Origin of the sequence: Mycobacterium sp. 852002-40037_SCH5390672 (genome assembly GCF_001665875.1) — a bacterium.
Lineage (GTDB): Bacteria > Actinomycetota > Actinomycetes > Mycobacteriales > Mycobacteriaceae > Mycobacterium.
In genome coordinates, this window is the sequence record NZ_LZTA01000136.1 from 1 (window position 1) to 23,442 (window position 23,442).

Annotated in this window: 23 protein-coding genes and 1 pseudogene; 19 read left to right on the forward strand and 5 right to left on the reverse strand. The window is 68.3% G+C overall.

Annotation, left to right across the window (positions count from 1 at the left end; all coding sequences use genetic code 11):
* Positions 1-84: 84 nt before the first annotated feature.
* The 4 genes and pseudogenes from A5782_RS24210 to A5782_RS24225 all read left to right on the forward strand — a co-directional run.
* Positions 85-735, forward strand: a pseudogene (locus A5782_RS24210) (ABC transporter substrate-binding protein); the annotation flags it as partial.
* On the forward strand, positions 732-1,592 hold the full coding sequence (locus A5782_RS24215) for an ABC transporter permease (RefSeq protein WP_067104812.1): 861 nt from the start codon (positions 732-734) through the stop codon (positions 1,590-1,592). The pseudogene A5782_RS24210 and the gene A5782_RS24215, both read left to right, overlap by 4 nt.
* Positions 1,589-2,344, forward strand: a complete 756-nt coding sequence (locus A5782_RS24220; protein ID WP_067104813.1) for an ABC transporter ATP-binding protein — start codon at positions 1,589-1,591, stop codon at positions 2,342-2,344. The genes A5782_RS24215 and A5782_RS24220 overlap by 4 nt, the downstream gene beginning before the upstream one ends.
* Positions 2,341-5,055 carry a fumarate reductase/succinate dehydrogenase flavoprotein subunit gene (locus A5782_RS24225; RefSeq protein ID WP_197694332.1) on the forward strand — a complete coding sequence of 905 codons (2,715 nt, stop codon included), beginning with the start codon at positions 2,341-2,343 and terminating at the stop codon, positions 5,053-5,055. Before A5782_RS24220 ends, A5782_RS24225 begins: the two co-directional genes overlap by 4 nt.
* On the opposite strand, the gene A5782_RS24230 is transcribed toward A5782_RS24225, so the two are convergent.
* From A5782_RS24230 to A5782_RS24240, 3 genes are read right to left on the reverse strand one after another with little or no spacing between them, the layout of a single operon-like run.
* The gene (locus tag A5782_RS24230) at positions 5,056-5,595 is read right to left on the reverse strand and encodes a GNAT family N-acetyltransferase (RefSeq protein WP_067104814.1); all 540 of its coding nucleotides are present in this window, start codon (positions 5,593-5,595) and stop codon (positions 5,056-5,058) included.
* Positions 5,596-5,606: 11 nt separating this feature from the next.
* Complete coding sequence (locus A5782_RS24235; protein WP_067104815.1) at positions 5,607-6,821, reverse strand: serine hydrolase; 1,215 nt, start codon at positions 6,819-6,821, stop codon at positions 5,607-5,609.
* A 32-nt stretch (positions 6,822-6,853) separates the two neighbouring features.
* Positions 6,854-7,285 carry a hypothetical protein gene (locus A5782_RS24240; protein WP_231986771.1) on the reverse strand — a complete coding sequence of 144 codons (432 nt, stop codon included), beginning with the start codon at positions 7,283-7,285 and terminating at the stop codon, positions 6,854-6,856.
* A gap of 119 nt (positions 7,286-7,404) precedes the next feature.
* Between A5782_RS24240 and A5782_RS24245 the strand changes: the two genes are divergently transcribed.
* Positions 7,405-8,013, forward strand: coding sequence for a MerR family transcriptional regulator (locus tag A5782_RS24245; RefSeq protein ID WP_231986772.1), 609 nt, complete (start codon positions 7,405-7,407; stop codon positions 8,011-8,013).
* Positions 8,014-8,169: 156 nt separating this feature from the next.
* A complete protein-coding gene (locus tag A5782_RS25870) occupies positions 8,170-8,598 on the forward strand; it encodes a cellulose-binding domain-containing protein (RefSeq protein WP_082943080.1) in 429 nt (142 codons plus the stop codon).
* 68 nt (positions 8,599-8,666) lie between these two features.
* Here A5782_RS25870 and A5782_RS24255 read toward each other — a convergent pair whose 3' ends face one another.
* On the reverse strand, positions 8,667-9,929 hold the full coding sequence (locus tag A5782_RS24255; RefSeq protein WP_082943081.1) for an HNH endonuclease signature motif containing protein: 1,263 nt from the start codon (positions 9,927-9,929) through the stop codon (positions 8,667-8,669).
* Between the two features lie 98 nt (positions 9,930-10,027).
* Between A5782_RS24255 and A5782_RS24260 the strand changes: the two genes are divergently transcribed.
* The 8 genes from A5782_RS24260 to pyrF all read left to right on the forward strand — a co-directional run bounded on the left by A5782_RS24260 (position 10,028) and on the right by pyrF (position 19,221).
* Positions 10,028-10,327 carry a hypothetical protein gene (locus A5782_RS24260; protein ID WP_067104818.1) on the forward strand — a complete coding sequence of 100 codons (300 nt, stop codon included), beginning with the start codon at positions 10,028-10,030 and terminating at the stop codon, positions 10,325-10,327.
* A gap of 248 nt (positions 10,328-10,575) precedes the next feature.
* Positions 10,576-11,148, forward strand: coding sequence for a bifunctional pyr operon transcriptional regulator/uracil phosphoribosyltransferase PyrR (pyrR, locus tag A5782_RS24265; protein WP_067104819.1), 573 nt, complete (start codon positions 10,576-10,578; stop codon positions 11,146-11,148).
* Complete coding sequence (locus A5782_RS24270) at positions 11,145-12,101, forward strand: aspartate carbamoyltransferase catalytic subunit (RefSeq protein ID WP_067104820.1); 957 nt, start codon at positions 11,145-11,147, stop codon at positions 12,099-12,101. Before pyrR ends, A5782_RS24270 begins: the two co-directional genes overlap by 4 nt.
* Positions 12,098-13,390 (forward strand): dihydroorotase, encoded by a 1,293-nt coding sequence (locus tag A5782_RS24275; RefSeq protein ID WP_067104821.1) that lies wholly within the window; start codon positions 12,098-12,100, stop codon positions 13,388-13,390. The genes A5782_RS24270 and A5782_RS24275 overlap by 4 nt, the downstream gene beginning before the upstream one ends.
* Positions 13,387-13,905: a transporter gene (locus A5782_RS24280; protein WP_067104822.1), complete on the forward strand. Its 519-nt coding sequence runs from the start codon at positions 13,387-13,389 to the stop codon at positions 13,903-13,905. Before A5782_RS24275 ends, A5782_RS24280 begins: the two co-directional genes overlap by 4 nt.
* Positions 13,902-15,035, forward strand: coding sequence for a glutamine-hydrolyzing carbamoyl-phosphate synthase small subunit (gene carA, locus A5782_RS24285; RefSeq protein WP_067104823.1), 1,134 nt, complete (start codon positions 13,902-13,904; stop codon positions 15,033-15,035). The genes A5782_RS24280 and carA overlap by 4 nt, the downstream gene beginning before the upstream one ends.
* A complete protein-coding gene (carB, locus tag A5782_RS24290; protein ID WP_067104824.1) occupies positions 15,035-18,400 on the forward strand; it encodes a carbamoyl-phosphate synthase large subunit in 3,366 nt (1,121 codons plus the stop codon). Before carA ends, carB begins: the two co-directional genes overlap by 1 nt.
* Entirely contained in the window at positions 18,397-19,221 is an 825-nt protein-coding gene (gene pyrF / locus A5782_RS24295) for an orotidine-5'-phosphate decarboxylase (protein ID WP_067104825.1), read from the forward strand. Before carB ends, pyrF begins: the two co-directional genes overlap by 4 nt.
* A gap of 14 nt (positions 19,222-19,235) precedes the next feature.
* Here pyrF and A5782_RS24300 read toward each other — a convergent pair whose 3' ends face one another.
* Entirely contained in the window at positions 19,236-19,658 is a 423-nt protein-coding gene (locus A5782_RS24300; RefSeq protein WP_067104826.1) for a molybdopterin-binding protein, read from the reverse strand.
* 900 nt (positions 19,659-20,558) lie between these two features.
* Between A5782_RS24300 and mihF the strand changes: the two genes are divergently transcribed.
* From mihF to A5782_RS25875, 5 genes are all read left to right on the forward strand, one after another.
* Complete coding sequence (gene mihF / locus A5782_RS24305) at positions 20,559-20,873, forward strand: integration host factor, actinobacterial type (RefSeq protein ID WP_007171927.1); 315 nt, start codon at positions 20,559-20,561, stop codon at positions 20,871-20,873.
* A 33-nt stretch (positions 20,874-20,906) separates the two neighbouring features.
* Positions 20,907-21,578, forward strand: a complete 672-nt coding sequence (gene gmk, locus A5782_RS24310; RefSeq protein ID WP_156624095.1) for a guanylate kinase — start codon at positions 20,907-20,909, stop codon at positions 21,576-21,578.
* Positions 21,579-21,644: 66 nt separating this feature from the next.
* Entirely contained in the window at positions 21,645-21,971 is a 327-nt protein-coding gene (gene rpoZ, locus A5782_RS24315) for a DNA-directed RNA polymerase subunit omega (RefSeq protein WP_067104828.1), read from the forward strand.
* Positions 21,972-21,992: 21 nt separating this feature from the next.
* Positions 21,993-23,249 (forward strand): bifunctional phosphopantothenoylcysteine decarboxylase/phosphopantothenate--cysteine ligase CoaBC, encoded by a 1,257-nt coding sequence (gene coaBC / locus A5782_RS24320; RefSeq protein WP_067104829.1) that lies wholly within the window; start codon positions 21,993-21,995, stop codon positions 23,247-23,249.
* Between the two features lie 98 nt (positions 23,250-23,347).
* Positions 23,348-23,442: S-adenosylmethionine synthetase N-terminal domain-containing protein (locus A5782_RS25875; protein ID WP_155267907.1), on the forward strand; the 95-nt coding region annotated here is incomplete at its 3' end.

The following is a 23,442-nucleotide window of genomic DNA, read 5'->3' on the forward strand; positions in this document are numbered from 1 at the left end:
GGCGGGGGGGGGGGTCCTGTCTTACACCCCGCTCGCCCCCGCCCCCCCCCCCCGGGGGGGGGCCGCCGGCGTGGGGGGGGGCCCCCCCCCGAGGTGCTGGGCGCCTTCCTGCAGGCGCAACTGGACGCCACCGATTTCCTCAACGACAAGCCGCTGGAGGCCGCCCGCATCGTCGCCCAGGCGAGCGGACTGCCCCAAGAGGTGGTGTACCTCTACAACGGTCCCGGCGGTACGTCGTTCGACACCGCGCTGAAGCCGTCTCTGGTCGAGGCGCTCAAAAGCGATGTGCCGTACCTGAAGTCGATCGGTGACTTCGCCGACCTCGACGTGGGGAAGTTCGTCGTGGACGAACCGCTACGTGCGGTGTTCACCGCCCGCGGGTTGGACTATGCGGTGTCGCGGGCGCGCACAACGAACCCGTCCTCGCTGCGCGGTGACCCCGCGCTGGCCAGCGAGCTGTGGCTGGACGGAGCCGCCGCGACGCAGACGACCGCCAACCCGACCAGCCTGTTGCAGGCCCTGCGGGACGCGGCCGGCCGCGGCGCCAAAGTCCGCGCGGCCTACGTCCCCGACGCCGAACTGGGCACGCGCTGGTTCGCCGACAAGGCGTTCTGGGTCAAAGACGGGCAGGACTATCTCCCGTTCGGCACCGCGGCCGGAGCGAACCGGTACTTAGTCGCTCACCCGAGCGGTGTCGCCATGGATTATCAACAGGCACTGGGAGGTTCGGTATGACTGCTCAAGTGGTGGCCGACCAAGTTCTTGGCGTCGTCTCGACGCCTGCACTGCCACGACCGCGACGACGGATAGCGTCGCGGTGGCCGTCCCGGCTGCTGCGGCTGGCGTCGGTGGCCGGCGCGATCGGGCTGTGGCAGTTGCTCACCGCCGAGAAGGTGCGGCTGCTGTTGCGGTTCGACACGCTGCCCACCGTCACCGACGTCATCAATGCGCTGCAGCGCCGGCTCGGCACCGGCGAGTACTGGCTCGATCTGGCGCAGTCGTTGATCCGCATTCTGACCGGTTTCGGATTGGCCGCGGCCATCGGCGTCGCGAGCGGTGTGCTGCTGGGTCGCTCGCGGCTGTTCGCCGACATCTTCGGACCGCTGGCCGAACTGGCCCGGCCCATTCCCGCCATCGCGATGGTGCCGGTGGCCATCCTGCTGTTCCCGACCGATGAGGCCGGCATCGTGTTCATCACGTTCCTGGCGGCCTATTTCCCGATCATGGTCAGCACCCGGCACGCGGTGCGCGCGCTGCCCACGTTGTGGGAGGACTCGGTGCGCACCCTGGGCGGCGGCCGCTGGGAGGTGCTCACCCAGGTGGTGTTGCCCGGGATCCTGCCGGGAGTGTTCGGCGGCCTGTCGGTGGGCATGGGCGTCGCCTGGATCTGCGTCATCTCCGCCGAGATGATCTCGGGCCGTCTCGGGGTCGGATACCGAACCTGGCAGGACTACACCGTGCTGGCCTACCCGCAGGTTTTCGTCGGCATCATCACCATCGGCGTGCTGGGGTTCGCGACGTCGGCAGTCGTCGAACTGGTGGGCCGCCGCGTGACCCGCTGGCTGCCGCGCGCACAGGAGGGGCAGCGATGACCACCGCGACGAAAACCGGAATGAGCCTCGAACTGGACCGAATTCGGCTGTCCTATAACGGTCCTGCGGTCATCGACGAGCTGAGCCTCGTGGTGCGGCCGGGGGAGATCCTGGTGCTCACCGGGCCGTCGGGCTGCGGCAAGTCGACGGTGCTGCGGGCGCTGGCCGGCCTGCTCACCCCCGACGGCGGCCGGGTACTGGCCGATGGCGCCGCGGTCACCTCCACCTCGGGGGACCGGGGAATGGTCTTCCAGGACAACGCATTGCTGCCGTGGCGCACCGTGCGGTCCAACATCGAGCTGGCGCTGCGCCTGCGCGGCGAACCCCGGACCGGCCGCCGCGCGGCCGCCGAACGGTGGATCGACGAACTCGGGCTCACCGGATTCGGCCATTACCTGCCCAAAAGCCTGTCCGGCGGGATGCGCCAGCGTGTCCAGCTGGCCCGCGGCCTGGCCGGGGCGCCCCGCGCGGTGATGATGGACGAACCGTTCGGTGCGCTGGACACCCAGACCCGGGCCGCCATGCAACGGCTGCTGATCGACACCTGGCGCACCCACCCGACCACGATCGTGTTCGTCACCCATGACGTCGACGAGGCGCTGGCGCTGGGGGACCGCATCGTGGTGCTGGGCCGGGCCGGCGAGCCACCGCGTGCCTCGATCGATGTGCCCGAACCCCGAAGTGACCGGCCACAAGGGGAATTACGGGCGCAGATCATCGCCGCCCTGAACCACCACGCGGAGGCGGCATGATGCAGATTCCCGACCCGGCGGCTCCGGTCCGGCTCGACTGTGACGTCCTGGTCATCGGCGGTGGCACCGCGGGCACCATGGCGGCGCTGTCGGCCGCCGAGAACGGCGCGCAGGTGCTGCTGCTGGAGAAGGCCCACGTGCGCCACTCCGGCGCCCTGGCGATGGGCATGGACGGGGTCAACAACGCGGTGATCCCCGGTAAGGCCGAGCCCGAGGACTACGTCGCCGAGATCACCCGCGCCAACGACGGAATCGTCAACCAGCGCACCGTGTATCAGACCGCCACCCGCGGCTTCGCGATGGTGCAGCGGCTGGAGCGCTACGGCGTGAAGTTCGAGAAAAACGAGCACGGCGAATACGCCGTGCGCCGGGTGCACCGCTCGGGCTCCTACGTGCTGCCGATGCCCGAAGGCAAGGACGTTAAAAAGGCGCTGTACCGCGTGCTGCGGCAACGGTCGATGCGCGAGAAGATCCAGATCGAGAATCGGCTGATGCCGGTCCGGGTGCTGACTCACGAGGGCCGCGCCGTGGGCGCCGCGGCGCTGAACACGCGCACCGGTGAATTCGTCACGGTCGGCGCCAAGGCGGTCATCCTGGCCACCGGCGCGTGCGGCCGGCTCGGCCTGCCCGCGTCGGGCTACCTGTACGGCACCTACGAGAACCCCACCAACGCCGGCGACGGCTACTCGATGGCCTACCACGCGGGCGCTGAGCTGTCCGGCATCGAGTGCTTCCAGGTCAACCCCTTGATCAAGGACTACAACGGCCCGGCATGTGCCTACGTGGCCAATCCCTTTGGCGGCTATCAGGTCAACGCGCACGGCGAGCGGTTCGTCGACTCCGACTACTGGTCGGGACAGATGATGGCCGAGGTCAAAACTGAGATCGACTCCGCGCGCGGACCCATCTACCTCAAGGTGTCACACCTGCCCGACGAGACGCTGACCGCGTTGGAAAACATCCTGCACACCACCGAGCGGCCCACCCGGGGCACCTTCCACGCCAACCGCGGCCATGACTACCGCACCCACGACATCGAGATGCACATCTCCGAAATCGGCCTGTGCAGCGGGCATTCCGCATCGGGTGTGTGGGTCGACGAGCACGCCCGCACCACGGTGCCCGGGCTGTACGCCGCCGGTGATATGGCCTGCGTCCCGCACAACTACATGATCGGGGCGTTCGTGTTCGGCGATCTGGCCGGCACGCACGCCGCCTCGACCCTGACCGATGTGGCTGCGCCGCAACAGCTTCCCGACGAACAGGTGCGCGAGGCGCACGAGCTGATCTACCGGCCGCTGCGGCACCCGGACGGCCCGCCGCAACCCCAGGTCGAATACAAGCTGCGCCGGTTCGTCAACGATTACGTCGCGCCTCCCAAGACCGGGGCCAAGCTGTCGTTGGCGATCCGCACGTTCGAGCGCATGAGCGGCGAGATCGCCGAGATGGGCGCGCGCAATCCGCATGAGCTGATGCGCGCGGTGGAGGTGTCGTTCATCCGGGACTGCGCCGAGATGGCGGCCCGCTCGTCACACACCCGCACCGAATCGCGCTGGGGCCTGTATCACGATCGCGCCGACCTGCCGGGCCGCGACGACAATCAATGGGGCTATCACCTCAACCTGCGCAAAGCGACCCAAGGCGACGCCGAAAAAGGAATGGTGTTCCTCAAGCGGCCGGTGGCACCCTATTTCGTGCCGGTCCCGGAGCTGGACGGCCTGCCGCCCACCGACCGGACCGTGTACCCGGTGGAGCAGCCGCCGCTGGTCGGCGGCCAGGCACCGGCCACTGCGGTGTCCCGAATCGATTCGGCCACAACGTCCTTCGAACCACCCTCACCGCGCATCGCCGAGGTGCTGGCGCTCGAGGAGCCCACGATGGCCGACCTGGCACCCCATCTCACCGACCCGGATCCCGGGGTGCGCCGCACCGCCGTGTCGACGTTGACCGAGCACATCCCCGACGGGTATGCGCCGGCCCTGGTGGCCGCGCTGAACGACGACGACGTCGCGGTTCGCCGCATTAGCGCCGATGGCATCCGCGAGCTGGTCGAGGTGCTGCCGGAGCCGGAAAGCGTTCGGGAACACCTGGATTCGGTCGATCGGGTGGTGCGCGCGGCCTCGGTGTATGTGCTGGCCGCACGCCGGGCCGGTGACGCCGCGCAATACCGTCGCGCCCTCGACGATGTCGATCACCGGGTGCGCATCGAGGCCGTGCGCGCGCTGGTGTCCGTCGATAACGTGGCGGGGGTCGTCGCCGCCGCCGGTGACGAGAACCGCGAGGTCCGGATCGCGGCTGCCGCCGGGCTTGCGACGCTGCGCGGCGGTGCTGACGCCGTGCGCCGGCTCGTCGCCGACTCCGACCCGTTGGTTCGCGCGGCCGCGCTGGCCGCGTTGGGCCAATTAGGTTGCGGAAAAGACGATTACGATGCCATCAAGCAGGCGGTGCGGGCACCGGCCTGGCAGGTGCGGGAAGGCGCGGCCCGCGCGCTGGCCGGAGCGCCGGCGGACTTCGCCATTCCACATTTGTCCGAGGCGCTGGGCGACGCCCACCTGGACGTGCGCAAGGCCGCGGTGCTGAGCCTGACCCGGTGGGCCGGTGAGCGTGCGGCCCAGGACGCGTTGGGCATTGCGCTCAAGGACGGCGACGCCGACGTGCGCGCCTATGCGCGCCGGGCGCTCGAACACGACGGCTCGGCGGAAAAAAACTAGTCAGCGCAGAATCTTGGCGTAGAGCAGGCTGTCCTGGGGTTCGGGCCCCATGGTGGGGTACACCGCGTGCCGGGCCAGCCGTCCCTCCAAGAAGAAGCCGGCATGCTCGAGCAGTCGCGCCGAACGTTCGTTGTCCACACTGCAGGTGGCCCAGACGCGATACACCTCGCGATCGGCGTCGAGCGCGGTGAGCAGCATGCCGAGCACCTCGGACATGAAACCCTTGCCCCACCAGCGTCGGCCCAGGCAGTAGCCGACTTCGACCGAGTGCGGCGCGCTCCGTCGGCAGCTGGCCAGCCCGATCACCTCGCCGCGGTGCTGCGACTCGATGACCCAGGTCTTCTCGTGCGCGCCGGCGTTGAGTTTTTCGGTGATCACGCGCCGGGTCGCGGCCACGTCGGGGTGCGGCGCCCACAGCAGATACTTGGTCACTTGTGGATCGCGGGCGACCCGTTGGAACAGCGCCCCGGCGTCGTCGAGCGCGGGTGGGCGCAGCAACAGCCGCGGCCCGCTGATGCGATCGGGTGGGTATTCGGTCATCGCGGGTGAGTTTAAAGGCCGAGGGCGCGATAGGTGCTGCGGACGAATCTTGGTTGTGCGGTGCGCAGTTTGGCAAGCGACGTGTTACCGGCGACGGCCGTCGCGGCATCGACGGTCAGGTCCGGCAGATTCTGAATCAGATAGATCAGGATCAGATCCGCGCTGGGGTCGGCTTGCCACCAGGTCCCGTAGGCGCCGGGCCAGCTGAACGTGCCAAGGCCGCCCGGCCCGAAAAGCGGTGTGCTCTTGGCCGGATCGGTCACCAGCGACAGGTTCAGCCCGAAGCCGCGGCCGACCCAGTACGGCGCGCCCAGGAAGTTGTACCGCTTCTGGTCCTCGGTGAGCCGATCGGTCCGCATCAGCCCGACGGACTCTTCCGAGAGCACCCGCACGCCGTCGAGCGTTCCGTCGCCGAGCAACATCCGGACGAATCGCAGGTAATCGTCTGCGCTGGACCACAATCCGCCGCCGGCATTGCAGAACGAGGGTGGCGTGATGTGCGGCGGGCCCATCACGCCGTGATGCAGTCGGCTGTGCTCGTCGAGTGAGTACATGGTCGCCGCGCGGCGCCGCGCCTCGGGCGACACGAAGAACCCGGTGTCGGTCATGCCCGCGGGGCCCAGGATCCGTTCGTCGAGCACCTCGTGGAACGGCTTGCCCTCGACGCGGGAAGCGATGACGCCCAGCAGGTCGATGGAATGGCTGTAGGTGACCCGGTCACCGGGCTGATGCACCAGCGGCAACTTGGCCAGTTCGGCCAGCCAAGCGTCCGGGCCCTGATTGAACGGCAGCCGCATGTAGGCCTTAGAGATGGGCCCGGACACCGAGAAGCCGTAGGCCAGCCCGCTGGTGTGGGTGAGCAGATCCTCGATCAGGATGGTGCGGTTCACCGGGTGCGTGCGGTCCAGCGGGCCGTGTGGATCGTCGAGCACCCGCACGCCGGCCAACTCCGGTGCCCACCGGGTGACCGGATCTTTCAGCGTCAGCTTGCCCTCGTCGACCAGGCTCATCACCGTCGCAACGGTCACCGGTTTGGTCATCGACGCGATGCGAAACAGTGTGTCGCGCTGCATCGGCAGACCCGCATCCACGTCGCGGTAACCGATTTCGTTGACCTGCAGCAGTTCTCCACGCTGCCAGACCATCGTCACCGCACCGGCGAGAAGTCCGGCGTCGCACACTTCGCGGACCGAGGCCGCATTGCCGTTCAGGGTGGAGCGATTCACCTGGTCAGGTTAGCGGGCCGGTCGGGTGGTCCTCAGATTCGGTCGATACCGGCGATCAGGGTCGCCACCCCGCACGTGAGCACGCCCGCAACCAGTAGCGTCGCGCCGAGCCACACGCTCGCGATCATCCGGTTCGGGCGTGCCGGGTTGCGGCCGAGCACCGACAGGAAGAATCCTGCGGGCATCATGATGGCGGCCAGCAGCACGGCGATCGCCCCGCTGTTGGCCCAAGCGGGGTCCGCGCCCACGGCGTTGCCCAGTACTGACAGCAGTAGGCCCAGGATCACCAGCACACCCGCGTGCGCGTGGCCCGCTCGGAAAAACGACTTCTGCAGGCCGTTGGCTTCGTGGCCGCCGGTGACAACGCGCAGCAGGAAGACGCCTCCGGACGCGATGGTGACGATCGAGATGATGGTGGCCCCGAGCGTGATGCTCATGAATGGGGTGATCAGCGGGATGCTCATAAAAGGTTCCTGAACGTCATAGCTCTCGGTTAGATACTTCTACTATCCAATAGTGGATAGTAGAAGTATCTAATGTCAAGATGTTCGGGCAAGACTTTCGAAGGAGCGCGTCCGTGCTGATGTCGGAGTTGGCAAGCCGCACCAATGTGCCGGTGCCGACGATCAAGTTCTACCTACGCGAGGGCGTACTGATGCCGGGCCGTGCCGTCAGCTCCACCCGGGCCCACTACGACGAGCACCACGTCCGCCGCGTCGCGCTGATCCGAGCGCTGTCCGCGCTCAATCTCTCGATCGCACAGATCAGGTCCGTCGTCGGACTCATCGACAATCCGGGCCGGTCGCTTTTCGCAACACTGGGCGCCGCGACTGCGGCGCTGTCGCGCCCCGCCGAAGCCGCGAGCGATGAGGACTGTGCACGGGCCCGGGCCGCGCTGTCGGCGCTCGACTTCGAGGTGCCCGACGATCTTCCCGCGGTAGCCCAGCTTGACCGCGCCCTCGCCGACGCCGAGGCTGCGGGCGTGCCGATGACCGAGGATCGTTTGCGCGCATACGCGCCGCACATCACGGCCATCGCCGCTTACGACATCGAGCAGATGCCGCTGGAACCCGCAACGGCGGCAATCGAATACGCCGTGCTCGGCACGATCTTTTACGAACCGGTCCTCGCGGCACTGCGCCGCATCGCCCACGCCGGCCTGACCGCGCAACGCCTGGCCGAGGACGGGTGAACCGCCGTCCGTCCTGCCGGCCGCGCTGCCCTGCCAAAGCATTATTTCCCTGTATCCACTCGAAAATTTCATGACGGTTTCGGTTGGGCAAAGGTACGGCAGCTTACCCGCGATGCGAGGGCCGATTTCGCCCGTTTGGCTTTAGTGTTGGCTGCTATGGCCGCACTGAACAATTACGTGAACCGCTGTCGCACAGCGCTTCACGTAACCGTGCCGGCATTGATAGTTGCCGTCCTCGGACTCGCCCTCACCCCCGTAGCTCATGCGGCCGCCGCCACGGCGACGTTGTCGGTGGAACATACGTGGCAGACCGGCTTCATCGCCCGCTTCGCCATCACCAACGCGAGCGCGGCGCCGCTAAGCGATTGGAAGCTTGAATTCGACATGCCGGCGGGACAATCCGTCTCCCACACGTGGAATAGCACCGTCACCCAATCTGGCACCCACTTTGTTCTCACCCCCGCGAACTGGAACCGCGTCATCGCACCCGGTGGTTCAGCCACAGGTGGTCTAAGAGGCGTGCTGACCGGTACCTACTCGCCACCGTCGAATTGTGTGCTCAACGGGCAATATCGTTGCACCTAGAGGCGACGGTGCCGAACGCGTCGCTGCGCCGCCGGCCCAGGACCTCCGCGAGAATTGCAGCGCAGCAGTCAGGCGGCGTGCGGATCGGCCAGGCGGACGCCGATCCTGATTTCCAGCTCACTGACTTCTACCCCGAAGGGCCCGGGCACCGGTGGCGCGCCGGAGCGGTACCGCATGCCGGTGGGCGTGGTGAACTCGGCTGTATGTGAACCGTTTTCGTTCGTTCCCGCCGCCACGCTCCAGCCGGGCACTTCCTTAACGTAGTTGCAGCGTTCACACAAGCCCAGCCCATTGGCCGCGCTCGTCAACCCGCCGCGACGATGCGGCCTGGCGTGGTCGCGGTGGCGGATGGGGGCATCGCAGTACGGGGTGCGACAGCGGCCGTCGCGAAATCCGATAAAGGCGGCCAGGCTCTTCGGGAAACGCCGCGCCCGCGATTCCATCGCCACCAGGGCCCCGGAGCGCGGATGTCGGTAGAGCCGGCGCAGCGTGGCCCGCGACCGGGAATCGATCACTGCACCGGTGACCAGGTGGCGGGCTACGGCGGCAGGGATCGGGCCATACCCGTCGACGATCGCCGCCGTTGCGGCGTTACCCAACAGCGATTCATCGGAGATGACCAGGTTGACGGCAATCGGCTGGGCGACCTCGGCGGGTCGTCCGGTAATCCGCTCAACCAGCGTGTCAGCCATCACCTGACCACGCGAGCGTTGATCGAATGTCGTGTCGGCGGCCCGCTTCAGCGCCGCGTATACCGAGACGCCCTGCGCTACGGGCAGTAATGCCGTCACCCAGGTCATCGTGTCGGGGGCCGGCCGGATCGTCACTGTGCGTTCGGATTCGGCCTTGGCGGCGCGATCGACCACCGCCTGCGCGTTAAGCCGGTAGGCGATCGCCCGGGCGGCCGCGGTGATTCGCGCGTCGCCCATCCCGTCCAGCGAAGACCCGTCGCCGCACAGTTCGGAGTCCAGGGCGCGGCGGTCGTCGACGTCCAGGCACGCCGACTCACGAACGATCAGCGTGGCCCGCCATTCGGACAACCGCCCGCACTCGAGGGCCGCCAGGGTGTGCGGCATCTCGTGGACCAACGCCTTCGCGAATCCGAGATGTCTCCCGCCCCGGGCGGGGGAGTCGCGCCGCGCCAAGGCGATCTCGCTGGCTACTCCGCGGCCGCGCTGGGCGACCGGCAGTCCGGCGGCCGCCTCGTTCGCGCGGCGCAGCGCGTCCAGCGCCGCCGCCGCGCGCGCCTGGTCCGGCGCGGCCGCCGACTTGGCTCGCTCCTGCGCGGCGATCCGCGCCAGCAATGCGGCTTCCTCCGGCGATTCGAACATACTTTCGATAGTAGCTACCGGCTCCGACAAACCGACTCTGGCGGGGTCGCCGCCGCGCGGGTCTGTACATCCAGCGCGGAGAAATTAGAATCGGTGTCATGGCCATTCGCAGGGCCAACATGATTTTCGCGGCGTGCGCCGGTGCTGCCGTGTTCTCCGTGACGCTGGGTTATGTCGGTGATGCGGATGCGCCGCGCACTAACGCGGACCCGTCGCCGACCGTGGCACCGACGACCGTGGAACCGACGCCCACATCGCCGGACGACGACTATTGCTGCGACACCGCCCAGCCCCAGGCGGGCCGCTGGGACTGCAAAATCGGCCTGAATTGTGGACCCATCAGGCCGCGCCGCACCTGGCCACCGCCCGCGCCCCCGCCTCCGAATCCACCGCAATAGGCTGCGCCGCTTCCCTTCTGTCGAAGCGGTCCTCCCCGGCGCCCCCGACGCGACTTGTCGCTGTGAGGCGGGCACACACCATGTGCCCTCCGCCAGGGACTGCTGGGGCGGGTGTGAATAGCGCGGGTGGGCGGCGATAGGCACCCCGTGCCTCGCGCCGCCGCACTCGAAATAAGTGCTACGCTGCCTCGCAGTCGACATCCTTTAACGATCCGTCCGGCGAGGCGGAGAAGGAGGTCAAGTTTCGTATGGGAGCTGCGGGCGACACCGGCTTGGGCAGCGATTCCCGGGAGTTGATGTCGGCGGCCGACGTGGGCCGCACCATTTCCCGCATTGCACATCAGATCATCGAAAAGACCGCGCTGGACGGCACGGACGCGCCCCGGGTGGTGCTGCTGGGCATCCCGACCCGCGGCGTGATCCTCGCCAAGCGGCTGGCCACCAACATCGCCGAATACAGCGGGGTCGAGGTCGGCCACGGCGCGCTGGACATCACGCTCTACCGCGACGACCTGATGCAAAAACCACCGCGGCCGCTGGAAGCCACCTCGATTCCGGCCGGCGGCATCGACGACGCGTTGGTGATCCTGGTCGACGACGTGCTGTATTCCGGGCGCTCGGTGCGCTCCGCGCTGGACGCGCTGCGCGACGTTGGCCGGCCGCGGGTGGTACAGCTGGCGGTGCTGGTCGACCGCGGCCATCGCGAACTGCCGCTGCGCGCCGACTACGTGGGCAAGAACGTCCCCACCTCACGCGGCGAGAGCGTGCATGTGCTGCTGAGCGAGAACGACGGTGACGACGGGGTGGTGATCTCACGATGACGCGCCACCTGCTGGCCGCCGGCGACCTGAGCCGCGACGACGCCACCGCCATCCTCGACGACGCCGACCGGTTCGCACAGGCGCTGGTGGGCCGCGAGATCAAGAAACTGCCGACGCTGCGCGGCCGCACCATCGTCACGATGTTCTACGAGAACTCGACCCGCACCCGGGTGTCCTTCGAGGTGGCCGGCAAGTGGATGAGCGCCGACGTGATCAACGTCAGCGCCACGGGATCGTCGGTGGGCAAGGGCGAATCACTGCGCGACACCGCCCTCACGCTGCGGGCGGCCGGCGCGGACGCCCTGATCATCCGGCACCCCGCGTCCGGCGCCGCGCATCTGCTCGCCGGCTGGACGTGCAGCAACGGCGATGGCCCGTCGGTGATCAACGCCGGGGACGGCACCCACGAGCACCCGACCCAGGCGTTGCTGGACGCGCTCACCATTCGCCAGCGCCTCGGCGGCATCGAAGGCCGTCGCATCGTGATCGTCGGCGACGTCCTGCACAGCCGGGTCGCCCGCTCCAACGTCATGCTGCTGGCAACCCTGGGCGCCGAGGTGGTCCTGGTCGCGCCGCCGACGCTGCTGCCGGTCGGGGTGCAGGGCTGGCCGGTCACCGTGTCGAACGACTTCGATGCCGAGCTGCCCGCCGCCGACGCGGTGCTGATGCTGCGGGTGCAGGCCGAGCGGATGAATGGCGGGTTCTTCCCCTCGGTACGCGAATACTCCACTCTGTACGGACTTTCCGATCGCCGCCAGGCGATGCTGCCCGGGCACGCCGTGGTGCTGCACCCGGGGCCGATGCTGCGCGGCATGGAGATCGCCTCAGCGGTGGCCGACTCATCGCAATCCGCTGTGCTGCAACAGGTTTCCAACGGCGTGCACGTGCGGATGGCGGTGCTGTTCCATGTGCTGGTCGGCACCGAATCAGCCGGAGAAGAGGGTGCGGCGTGAGCGTACTGCTGCGCGGGGTTCGGTTGTACGGCGAAGGCGATCGCGTCGACGTGCTGGTCGATGACGGCCAGATCGCCGACATCGGCCCCGGTCTCGATATTCGCGAGACGGCAGACGTGATCGATGCCACCGACCACGTGCTGCTGCCCGGCCTGGTGGACTTACACACCCATCTGCGCGAACCGGGACGTGAGTACGCCGAAGACATCGAAACCGGCTCGGCCGCAGCCGCTTTGGGGGGCTACACCGCGGTCTTCGCGATGGCCAACACCAATCCGGTCGCCGACAGCCCGGTGGTCACCGATCACGTGTGGCATCGGGGCCAGCAGGTCGGCCTGGTCGACGTGCACCCGGTGGGCGCCGTCACGGTCGGGCTGGCGGGCAAAGAGCTCACCGAGATGGGCATGATGGCGGCCGGGGCCGCGCAGGTGCGGATGTTCTCCGACGACGGCATCTGCGTGCACGACCCGCTGGTGATGCGTCGCGCCCTGGAATACGCCACCGGGCTGGGAGTGCTCATCGCCCAGCACGCCGAGGAGCCACGGCTGACCGTCGGCGCCGTCGCGCACGAGGGACCGACCGCCGCCCGGCTGGGTCTGGCGGGCTGGCCCAGGGCGGCCGAGGAATCGATCGTGGCCCGCGACGCGCTGCTGGCCCGCGACGCCGGCGCCCGGGTGCACATCTGCCACGCCTCCACCGGGGGCACCGTCGAGATTGTGAAATGGGCCAAGGGGCAAGGGATCTCGATCACCGCCGAGGTCACCCCGCACCACCTGATGCTCGACGACAGCAGGTTGACCAGTTACGACGGCCAAAACCGCGTCAACCCGCCACTGCGCGAAGCGGCCGACGCCGTGGCGTTGCGCCAAGCGCTGGCCGACGGCGTCATCGACTGTGTGGCCACCGATCACGCTCCGCACGCCGAGCACGAGAAGTGCGTCGAGTTCTGCGCGGCGCGACCCGGCATGCTGGGACTGCAGACGGCGCTGTCGATCGTGGTGCAGACCATGGTCACCCCGGGGCGGTTGACCTGGCGGGACGTCGCACGGGTGATGAGTGAAAATCCCGCACGCATCGCGCGCCTGCCCGATCACGGCCGGCCGCTGGAGGTGGGGGAGCCCGCCAACCTCACGGTGGTCGATCCGACGACCTCGTGGACCGTCGCCGGGTCCGACCTGGCCAGCCGGTCGGCCAACACGCCGTATGAGGCGATGACCCTGCCCGCCACGGTGACCGCCACGCTGCTGCGCGGCAAGGTCACCGCCCGAGACGGGAAGTCCCCGGCATGAATTCGGGCACGCTGGTGGGATCGCTGATCTTCGCGGCCGCGGTGGTGGTCGTGATCACGGTGGTGATCCAGCTGATGATGCGCTCCTGGCAGCGCCGCTCGCGGCAGCAGGCCGAGCTGATCGGGGCGTTGCCCGAGATCCCGGACCAGGTGGGGGCAGCGGACCTCAGCACCCGCGGCCACTATTGCGGTTCCATGATGGCGCCGGGTTGGAATGAGCGGATCGCGGCCGGCGATTTGGGCTACCGCAGCAAAGCGGTGCTGACCCGTTATGCCGGGGGAATCATGGTGGAACGCGTACGGGCCCATCCGATTTGGATTCCACGGGACTCGATCACGCAGATCCGTATGGAACGCAGAATGACGGGCCGGGTCTCCGGGGCCCGGATCGGGATTCTGGCGATCCGCTGGCGGCTGCCGTCGGGCATCGACATCGACACCGGATTCCGCGCCAACGAGCGGAGCGGGTACGACGGCTGGCTGGAGCCGGGACATAAGGAGGAGCGGCGCTCGTGAGTAAAGCGCAATTGGTACTCGAGGACGGCCGCGTCTTCACCGGCACGCCATTCGGCAAGGTCGGCCAAACACTGGGCGAGGCCGTGTTTTCCACCGGCATGTCCGGCTACCAGGAAACGCTGACCGATCCCAGTTACCACCGGCAGATCGTGGTGGCCACCGCGCCGCAGATCGGCAACACCGGCTGGAACGGTGAGGATGCGGAGAGCCGCGGCGACAAGATCTGGGTCGCCGGCTACGCGGTGCGTGATCCGTCGCCGCGCCCGTCCAACTGGCGGGCCACCGGAACGCTGGAGGACGAACTGATCCGCCAGCACATCGTGGGGATCGCCGGCATCGACACCCGCGCGGTGGTGCGGCATCTGCGCACCCGCGGCTCGATGAAGGCGGGGGTGTTCTCCGGAGACGCGCTCGCCGATACGGACGAACTGCTGGCGCGGGTACGGGGCCAGCAGTCCATGCTGGGCGCCGACCTGGCCGGAGAGGTGAGCACGCCGGACACCTACATCGTGGAACCCGAAGGGCCGCCGCGGTTTACGGTGGCCGCGCTGGACCTGGGGATCAAAACCAACACGCCGCGCAACTTCGCCCGCCGCGGCGTCCGCACCCACGTCCTGGCATCCTCGGCGACCTTCGAGCAGATCGCCGACATCAAGCCCGACGGGGTGTTCTTGTCCAACGGCCCCGGTGACCCCGCCACCGCCGACCACATCGTGGAGGTCACCCGCGAGGTGCTGGCCGCCGGAATCCCGTTGTTCGGCATCTGTTTCGGCAATCAGATCCTGGGACGGGCGCTGGGACTGTCCACCTACAAGCTGGTGTTCGGTCATCGCGGCATCAACATCCCGGTGATCGACCACGCCACGGGGCGGGTGGCCGTCACCGCCCAAAACCACGGCTTCGCGCTCGAGGGAGAGGCCGGCCAGTCCTTCGACACGCCGTTCGGCCAAGCGATCGTCAGCCACACCTGCGCCAACGACGGAGTGGTCGAAGGCGTCAAACTCGCTGACGGGCAGGCTTTCTCGGTCCAGTATCATCCAGAAGCCGCGGCCGGCCCACACGACGCGGAGTACTTGTTCGACCAATTCATCGAGCTGATGGCGGCCCCAAACCGCGGAAGGGGGCGGTAGTGCCGCGTCGTAGCGACCTCAACCACGTGCTGGTGATCGGTTCGGGTCCGATCGTGATCGGGCAGGCCTGCGAGTTCGACTACTCCGGTACCCAGGCCTGCCGGGTGCTGCGTGCGGAGGGGCTGCAGGTCAGCCTGGTCAACTCCAACCCGGCCACCATCATGACCGACCCGGAGTACGCCGACCACACCTACGTCGAGCCGATAACCGCCGCATTCGTAGAGAAGGTGATCGCCCAGCAGGCCGAGCGCGGCAACAAGATTGATGCGCTGCTGGCCACCCTGGGCGGCCAGACGGCGCTGAACACCGCGGTCGCGCTGTACGAGAACGGGGCGCTGGATCGCTACGGCGTCGAACTCATCGGCGCCGACTTCGAGGCCATCCAGCGCGGCGAGGACCGCCAGCGGTTCAAGGACATCGTCGCCAAGGTTGGTGGTGAATCCGCCCGCAGCCGAGTGTGTTTCACCATGGAAGAGGTCCGCGAGACGGTTGAGGAGCTCGGTCTGCCGGTCGTGGTGCGGCCCAGCTTCACCATGGGCGGACTGGGTTCGGGCATGGCGCGATCCGTCGAGGAGGTCGATCGGATGGCCGGCGCCGGGCTGGCCGAAAGTCCGAGTGCCAACGTGCTGATCGAGGAATCGATTTACGGCTGGAAGGAATTCGAGCTCGAGCTGATGCGCGACGGCAACGACAACGTGGTCGTGGTGTGCTCGATCGAGAACTTCGACCCGATGGGCGTGCACACCGGTGACTCGGTCACCGTCGCGCCGGCGATGACGCTGACCGACCGCGAATACCAGCGGATGCGCGACCTGGGCATCGCGATCCTGCGCGAGGTGGGGGTGGACACCGGCGGCTGCAACATCCAGTTCGCGATCAACCCGGCCGACGGCCGGCTGATCGTCATCGAGATGAATCCCCGGGTGTCGCGGTCAAGCGCGCTGGCGTCCAAGGCCACCGGTTTTCCCATCGCCAAGATTGCCGCCAAGCTCGCCATCGGGTACACGCTCGACGAGATCGTCAACGACATCACCAAAGAAACGCCGGCCTGCTTCGAGCCCACCCTGGACTACGTGGTGGTCAAGGCGCCGCGGTTCGCGTTCGAGAAGTTCCCCGGCGCCGATCCCACCCTGACCACCACCATGAAATCCGTCGGGGAGGCAATGTCGTTGGGCCGCAACTTCGTTGAGGCACTCGGCAAGGTGATGCGGTCGCTGGAGACAAGCCGCGCCGGTTTCTGGACCAAACCCGATCCCGAGGGCGACCTCGACGAGGTGCTGACCCGGCTGCGGACGCCGACCGAGGGCCGGGTCTACGACATGGAGCTGGCGCTGCGGCTGGGGGCTTCGGTGGAGCAGGTCGCCGAGGCCAGTGGTGTGGACCCGTGGTTCGTCGCGCAGATCGGGGAGCTGATCGAGCTGCGCGCCGAGCTGATCGCCGCCCCGGTGCTCGACGCCGACCTGCTGCGCCGCGGTAAGCACAACGGCCTGTCGGACCGCCAGATCGCCGCGCTGCGGCCCGAATTGGCGGGGGAGAACGGGGTGCGCTCGCTGCGGCAGCGGCTGGGTGTGCACCCGGTGTACAAGACCGTGGACACCTGTGCGGCCGAGTTCGAGGCCAAGACGCCGTATCACTACAGCAGCTACGAGCTGGACCCCGCCGCCGAGACCGAGGTGGCGCCGCAGACCGAGAAGCCCAAGGTGCTGATCCTCGGGTCCGGACCCAACCGCATCGGGCAGGGCATCGAATTCGACTACAGCTGTGTGCATGCGGCGACGACGTTGTCGCAGGCGGGTTTTGAGACCGTGATGGTCAACTGCAACCCGGAGACGGTGTCCACGGACTACGACACCGCCGACCGGCTGTACTTCGAGCCGCTCACCTTCGAAGACGTCCTCGAGGTGTTCCGAGCCGAGCAGCAGTCGGCCGGTGACGGCCCGGGTGTGGTGGGGGTGATCGTGCAACTCGGCGGCCAGACTCCGCTCGGGCTGGCGCAGCGCCTCGCCGATGCGGGCGTACCGATCGTCGGCACTCCGCCGGAAGCCATCGACCTCGCCGAGGACCGCGGCGCCTTCGGCGACGTGCTCACCACGGCCGGTCTGCCCGCGCCGAAGTACGGCACCGCAACCACTTTCGCCCAGGCCCAGCGCATCGCCGAAGACATCGGATACCCGGTGCTGGTGCGGCCGTCCTACGTGCTGGGCGGTCGGGGCATGGAGATCGTCTACGACGAGGAGACGCTGCGGGGCTATATCACCCGCGCCACCGAGCTCTCACCCGAGCATCCGGTGCTCGTCGACCGCTTCCTCGAGGACGCGGTGGAGATCGACGTGGACGCGTTGTGCGACGGCGCCGAGGTGTACATCGGCGGGATCATGGAACACATCGAGGAAGCCGGCATCCACTCCGGTGACTCGGCATGCGCGCTGCCTCCGGTGACGCTGGGCCGCAGCGACATCGAGAACGTGCGCCGCGCCACCGAGGCCATCGCACACGGCATCGGCGTGGTCGGACTGCTCAACGTGCAGTACGCGCTCAAGGATGACGTGCTCTACGTCCTGGAGGCCAACCCGCGCGCCAGCCGCACGGTGCCGTTCGTGTCCAAGGCCACCGCGATCCCGCTCGCCAAGGCGTGTGCCCGGATCATGTTGGGCGCCAGCATCTCCCAGCTTCGCGAGGAAGGGCTGCTGGCGGCGTCCGGCGACGGCGCACACGCCGCGCAGAACGCCCCGATCGCGGTCAAGGAGGCCGTGCTGCCCTTCCACCGCTTCCGCCGCACCGACGGGGCCGCCATCGATTCGCTGCTGGGCCCGGAGATGAAATCCACCGGCGAGGTGATGGGAATCGACCGCGACTTCGGCACCGCGTTCGCCAAGAGTCAGACCGCCGCGTACGGGTCGCTGCCCGCCCAGGGCACCATCTTCGTGTCGGTGGCCAACCGGGACAAGCGCTCACTGGTGTTCCCCGTCAAGCGCCTGGCGGATCTGGGCTTCCGGGTACTGGCTACCGAGGGGACGGCGGAGATGTTGCGCCGCAACGGTATTCCCTGTGACGAGGTGCGCAAGCACTTCGAGGACCCGCAGCCGGGCCGCCCCGTGGACTCGGCGGTGGACGCGATCAAGGCCGGCGAGGTCGACATGGTGATCAACACGCCCTACGGCAACTCCGGGCCACGCATCGACGGTTATGAAATCCGTTCGGCCGCAGTGTCGGTCAACATCCCCTGCGTCACCACGGTGCAGGGCGCCTCGGCCGCCGTCCAGGGCATCGAAGCGGGCATCCGCGGCGACATCGGTGTGCGCAGCCTGCAAGAACTGCACAGCCAGATGGGCCAGGGCGGCCTGCCCGGTAACGGGGACCGGTGACCGGGTTCGGCGTCCGGCTGGCGGAGGCGAAAGGGCAACGCGGGCCGCTGTGTCTGGGCATCGACCCCCACCCCGAGTTGCTGCGTGCCTGGGACCTGCCCACGACCGCCGACGGCTTGGCCGCGTTCTGCGACATCTGCATCGAGGCGTTTTCCGGATTCGCCGTCGTCAAACCCCAGGTGGCTTTCTTCGAGGCCTACGGCGCCGCCGGATTCGCGGTGCTGGAACGCACCATCGCGGCCTTGCGGTCGGCCGGGGTGCTGGTGCTGGCTGACGCCAAACGCGGGGACATCGGCACCACGATGGCGGCCTATGCGGCTGCCTGGGCCGGTGATTCGCCGCTGGCCGCCGACGCCGTGACGGCCACGCCATACCTGGGGTTCGGCTCGCTGCGGCCGCTGCTGGAAGCCGCCGCGGCGCACGACCGCGGGGTGTTCGTGCTGGCGGCCACCTCCAATCCGGAAGGCGCCACCGTGCAGCGGGCCGCCTTTGACGGCCGCACGGTGGCCCAGCTGGTCGTCGACCAAGCGGCCGTGGTGAATCGGTCGGCTACCCCGTCCGGGCCGGGATATGTCGGCGTGGTCGTGGGCGCGACGGTCTTGCAGGCGCCCGATGTCAGTGCCCTGGGCGGCCCGGTACTGGTGCCCGGGCTCGGCGTCCAGGGCGGACGACCCGAGGCGCTCGCCGGGCTGGGTGGTGCGGAACCCGGACAGCTGCTGCCCGCGGTGGCCCGCGAGGTGCTGCGGGCCGGGCCGGGCGTGGCGGAGCTGCGCGGGGCGGCCGATCGCATGCTGGACGCGGTCGCCTATCTGGCGGTGTGAGGGGGGTTGGACGCCTAGTCCGACGCTACTGCGGCACTGGGCCGCGCGGTTTCGACGATGACGGTGGTGGCCTTGACGACGGCCACCGCGACGCTGCCCGGACGCAGCTGCAATTCCTCGGCGGCCTCGGTGCTCATCAGCGAGACGACGGTGAACGGACCGCACTGCATCTCCACCTGGGTCATCACCTTGTCGCTGACCACCGACGTGACCAGCCCGACAAAGCGGTTACGGGCCGAGCTGCCGATGCTGAGCGGGTCCGCCGGCGGCGCGGGGGCATTGGTGCGGGAAAAGTGGGCGAGGTCGTCGCTGGCGATCACCTTGCGGCCGGCGGCGTCGTGACTGACCGCCAGTGTGCCCTGGTTGATCCAGCGCCGCACGGTGTCGTCGCTGACGCCAAGCAGCTCAGCCGCCTGGCGAATTCGCAGGTTGGACACCCCTCGATCGTATCGGATTCCGCGCCGCCGATTAGCTGAAATGCAGCCGGGCGACGCCGCGGTCCCGCAATTACGGAGACAGGACCGGTATTAACCCGCGGGTGCGGAATCCAATGGGCTTTCACCCTGCGTCCGCGGAAAGCGGAACCCATCATCGCCCGTGCGCGTCCGGCGCAGCGGCACACCACTGAGGGTCAACGACGCTGCGGCCCTTGGTGGTTGGTGAAAGTCCCGGCGTGCTGGAAGAGCGAGTCTCGATGACGCCGAACGCGGGTTGGGCTGCGGCGCCGGCGTGGACGCGCCGCGCCCAACGCGCATTCGTCGTGACGCGCCGGCCGGTCGGGCGGCGCCCCTGGGCGAGCAATTTCGGCGACATGTGGCGGTCGCTTCATTGATTGCTGGACGATCCCGCCGTGTCGAGCGCACATGAATTCCGGGCCCCCGCAGGTCCCTCTTAGCCCGCTGACACCGGTGCGTCGGGCCAAACGGTGGCGTTGGCCTGCCCTTTGACCGGCGACGCGACACGCGCGACACGCCGCAACAAATCCGTGATCCCTCGCACCGGGCGTCGCGGCCGCCCGCCGCCGCCTTCCCGAACGGTCCGGCCACCACGCCCGGCGCAGCCACCGACAGCTAAAACCGCAGGTAAACCACCTAATGACGCCCTGAAGCGGTGCCGCTGACGGCTCCCGGAAGGCGCCGAACGCCGACGTCGTCGACGCCGGCTGGAGCGCCGGTTCGGCCGGCCACGCGCCGGTCCATGCTGGGAGTTTGCCCCCTTAAGCAGGGGGTCGGGTTAGATTTCGTCAGGAGGCCTGAGTACGGTCGTCTGCGCTGGCAGAAGTACCGGCGAGACAAAATGAGATCGATTGAAATTGATTGATCAGATACGGAGGAATCGTGGCCCTTCCCCAGTTGACCGACGAGCAGCGCGCGGCCGCGTTGGAGAAGGCGGCTGCCGCACGTCGAGCGCGAGCAGAGCTGAAGGACCGCCTGAAGCGTGGCGGCACCAACCTGACCCAGGTACTCAAGGACGCCGAGACCGACGAAGTCCTGGGCAAGATGAAGGTTTCCGCGCTTCTCGAGGCGTTGCCCAAGGTGGGCAAGGTCAAGGCGCAGGAAATCATGACTGAGCTGGAGATCGCCCCCACCCGCCGCCTGCGTGGTCTCGGCGATCGTCAGCGCAAGGCCCTGCTGGAAAAGTTCGGCTCCTAACCGAGCCGTGGGCGCACCCGCCCAGGAGCGCCTGTGAGCGCCGGCGGGGGACCGGACGTCCAGCACGGGACACGTCCTGAACCATCGGGTAACGGACGTGTGGTCGTGCTGTCCGGTCCCTCAGCGGTGGGCAAGTCGACTGTGGTCCGATGCCTGCGCGAGCGGGTTCCGGACCTGCATTTCAGCGTCTCGGCCACGACGCGGGCGCCGCGGCCCGACGAGGTCGACGGCGTCGATTACCACTTCGTCAGCGCCGCCCGCTTCCAGCAGCTCATCGACGAGGGTGCGCTGCTGGAGTGGGCCGAAATTCACTCGGGACTGCACCGGTCGGGCACCCTGGCCGAGCCGGTCCGGGCCGCCACGACCCGCGGATTCCCGGTGCTGATCGAGGTTGACCTCGCCGGGGCCAGGGCCATCAAGAAAGCGATGCCCGAGGCGCTCGCGGTCTTTTTGGCCCCGCCCAGCTGGGAGGATCTCGAGGCCAGGCTCATCGGCCGGGGCACCGAGACGCCGGAGGTCATGCAGCGGCGTCTGGAGACCGCCCGCATCGAAATGGCGGCCCAAAACGACTTCGACCGGGTGGTCGTGAACAGTCAATTGGAGTCAGCATGCTCCGAATTGGTATCCTTGCTGGTGGAAACTGCGCCGGACCGGCATGACCCCTCTGGGCAGACCAGAAACGGGACCACGTCCCGGCAAGAGTGAGCACCGAATTTTTCAGAATCTTTCAGTGGCGACCAGCCGCTCCAATCCGCCAGGAGATTGACCTAAGTGAGTATTCCGCAGTCCGACGCGGCCTTGGCCGCCGTTCCCGACCGGCTCGATCCATCCGCCGGGGTACAGGGCGCCTACGACACCCCGTTGGGCATCACCAACCCGCCCATCGACGAGCTGCTGGACCGCGTCTCGAGCAAGTACGCCCTGGTCATCTACGCCGCCAAGCGGGCCCGTCAGATCAACGACTACTACAACCAGCTCGGCGAGGGCATCCTCGAATACGTGGGTCCGCTGGTCGAGCCGGGGCTGCAGGAAAAGCCGCTATCGATCGCGATGCGCGAAATCCACGGCGACCTGCTCGAGCACACCGAGGGCGAGTAACAGGGCCGGGCCGGACGCGCTGTGGACAACCGCGATCGGGTCGCGAAAAAAATAATCGTCGGCGTCTCCGGCGGTATCGCCGCCTATAAGGCGTGCACCGTCGTTCGTCAGCTCGCTGAGGCCGGTCATTCGGTCCGCGTCATCCCGACCGAGTCCGCACTGCGTTTCGTCGGGGCCGCCACGTTCGAGGCGCTCTCGGGCCAGCCGGTGCACACCGGCGTTTTCAACGACGTGCCGGAGGTTCCGCATGTCCAGCTCGGCAAGCAGGCCGACCTGGTCGTGGTGGCGCCGGCCACGGCGGACCTGTTGGCCAGGGCGGTCCACGGCCGGGCCGACGATCTGCTGACCGCCACCCTGCTCACCGCACGATGCCCGGTGCTGTTCGCGCCGGCGATGCACACCGAGATGTGGTTGCACCCGGCCACCGTGGACAACGTGGCCACGCTGCGCCGCCGGGGAGCGGTAGTGCTCGAACCCGCCGCCGGACGGCTCACCGGGACGGACAGCGGGTCGGGCCGGCTGCCCGAAGCCGAGGAGATCACCACCCTGGCTCACCTGCTGCTGGAACGCCACGACGCGCTGCCCCACGACCTCGCCGGCTGCAGGGTGCTGGTCACCGCCGGCGGCACCCGTGAACCGGTTGACCCGGTGCGCTTCATCGGCAACCGCAGCTCTGGCAAGCAGGGCTATGCGGTCGCGCGGGTGGCCGCCCAGCGCGGTGCGGACGTCACGCTGATCGCCGGGCATACCGCCGGGCTGATCGACCCCGCCGGCGTCGACGTCGTCCACGTCAGTTCGGCCGAGCAACTGGGCGACGCCGTGGCCAAGCACGCATCCGAGGCGGACGTGCTGGTGATGGCCGCCGCGGTCGCCGACTTCCGCCCCGCCCGGGTTGCGGCCGCCAAGATCAAAAAAGGAGTCGAGGGGCCCCCCACGATCGAGTTGGTCCGCAACGATGACGTGCTGGCCGGTGCCGTGCGGGCGCGGACCAACGGCGAGCTGCCCAACATGCGTGCCATCGTGGGATTCGCGGCCGAGACCGGCGACGCCAACGGGGACGTGCTGTTTCACGCCCGGGCGAAGCTGCGCAACAAGGGTTGTGATCTGTTGGTCGTCAACGCGGTGGGCGACGGCCGGGCCTTCGAGGTGGACAGCAACGACGGTTGGCTGCTGGCGGCCGACGGTACCGAGTCGGCGCTGCAGCACGGCTCCAAGACGTTGATGGCCAGTCGTATCGTGGATGCGATCGCCGCGTTCCTGCACGGGGACACCAGGTAGAACGGTCGAGTTCTCCTCGGCACCGGGGGCAGGTGCTCGCCGGGCCGACGCCAACCGATATAATTCGGTTAACTAACTAATTGGGAAGGATTTGCATTGTGAGCGAAAAGGGTCGCCTGTTTACCAGTGAGTCGGTGACTGAGGGACATCCCGACAAGATCTGTGACGCGATCAGCGACTCGGTCCTCGACGC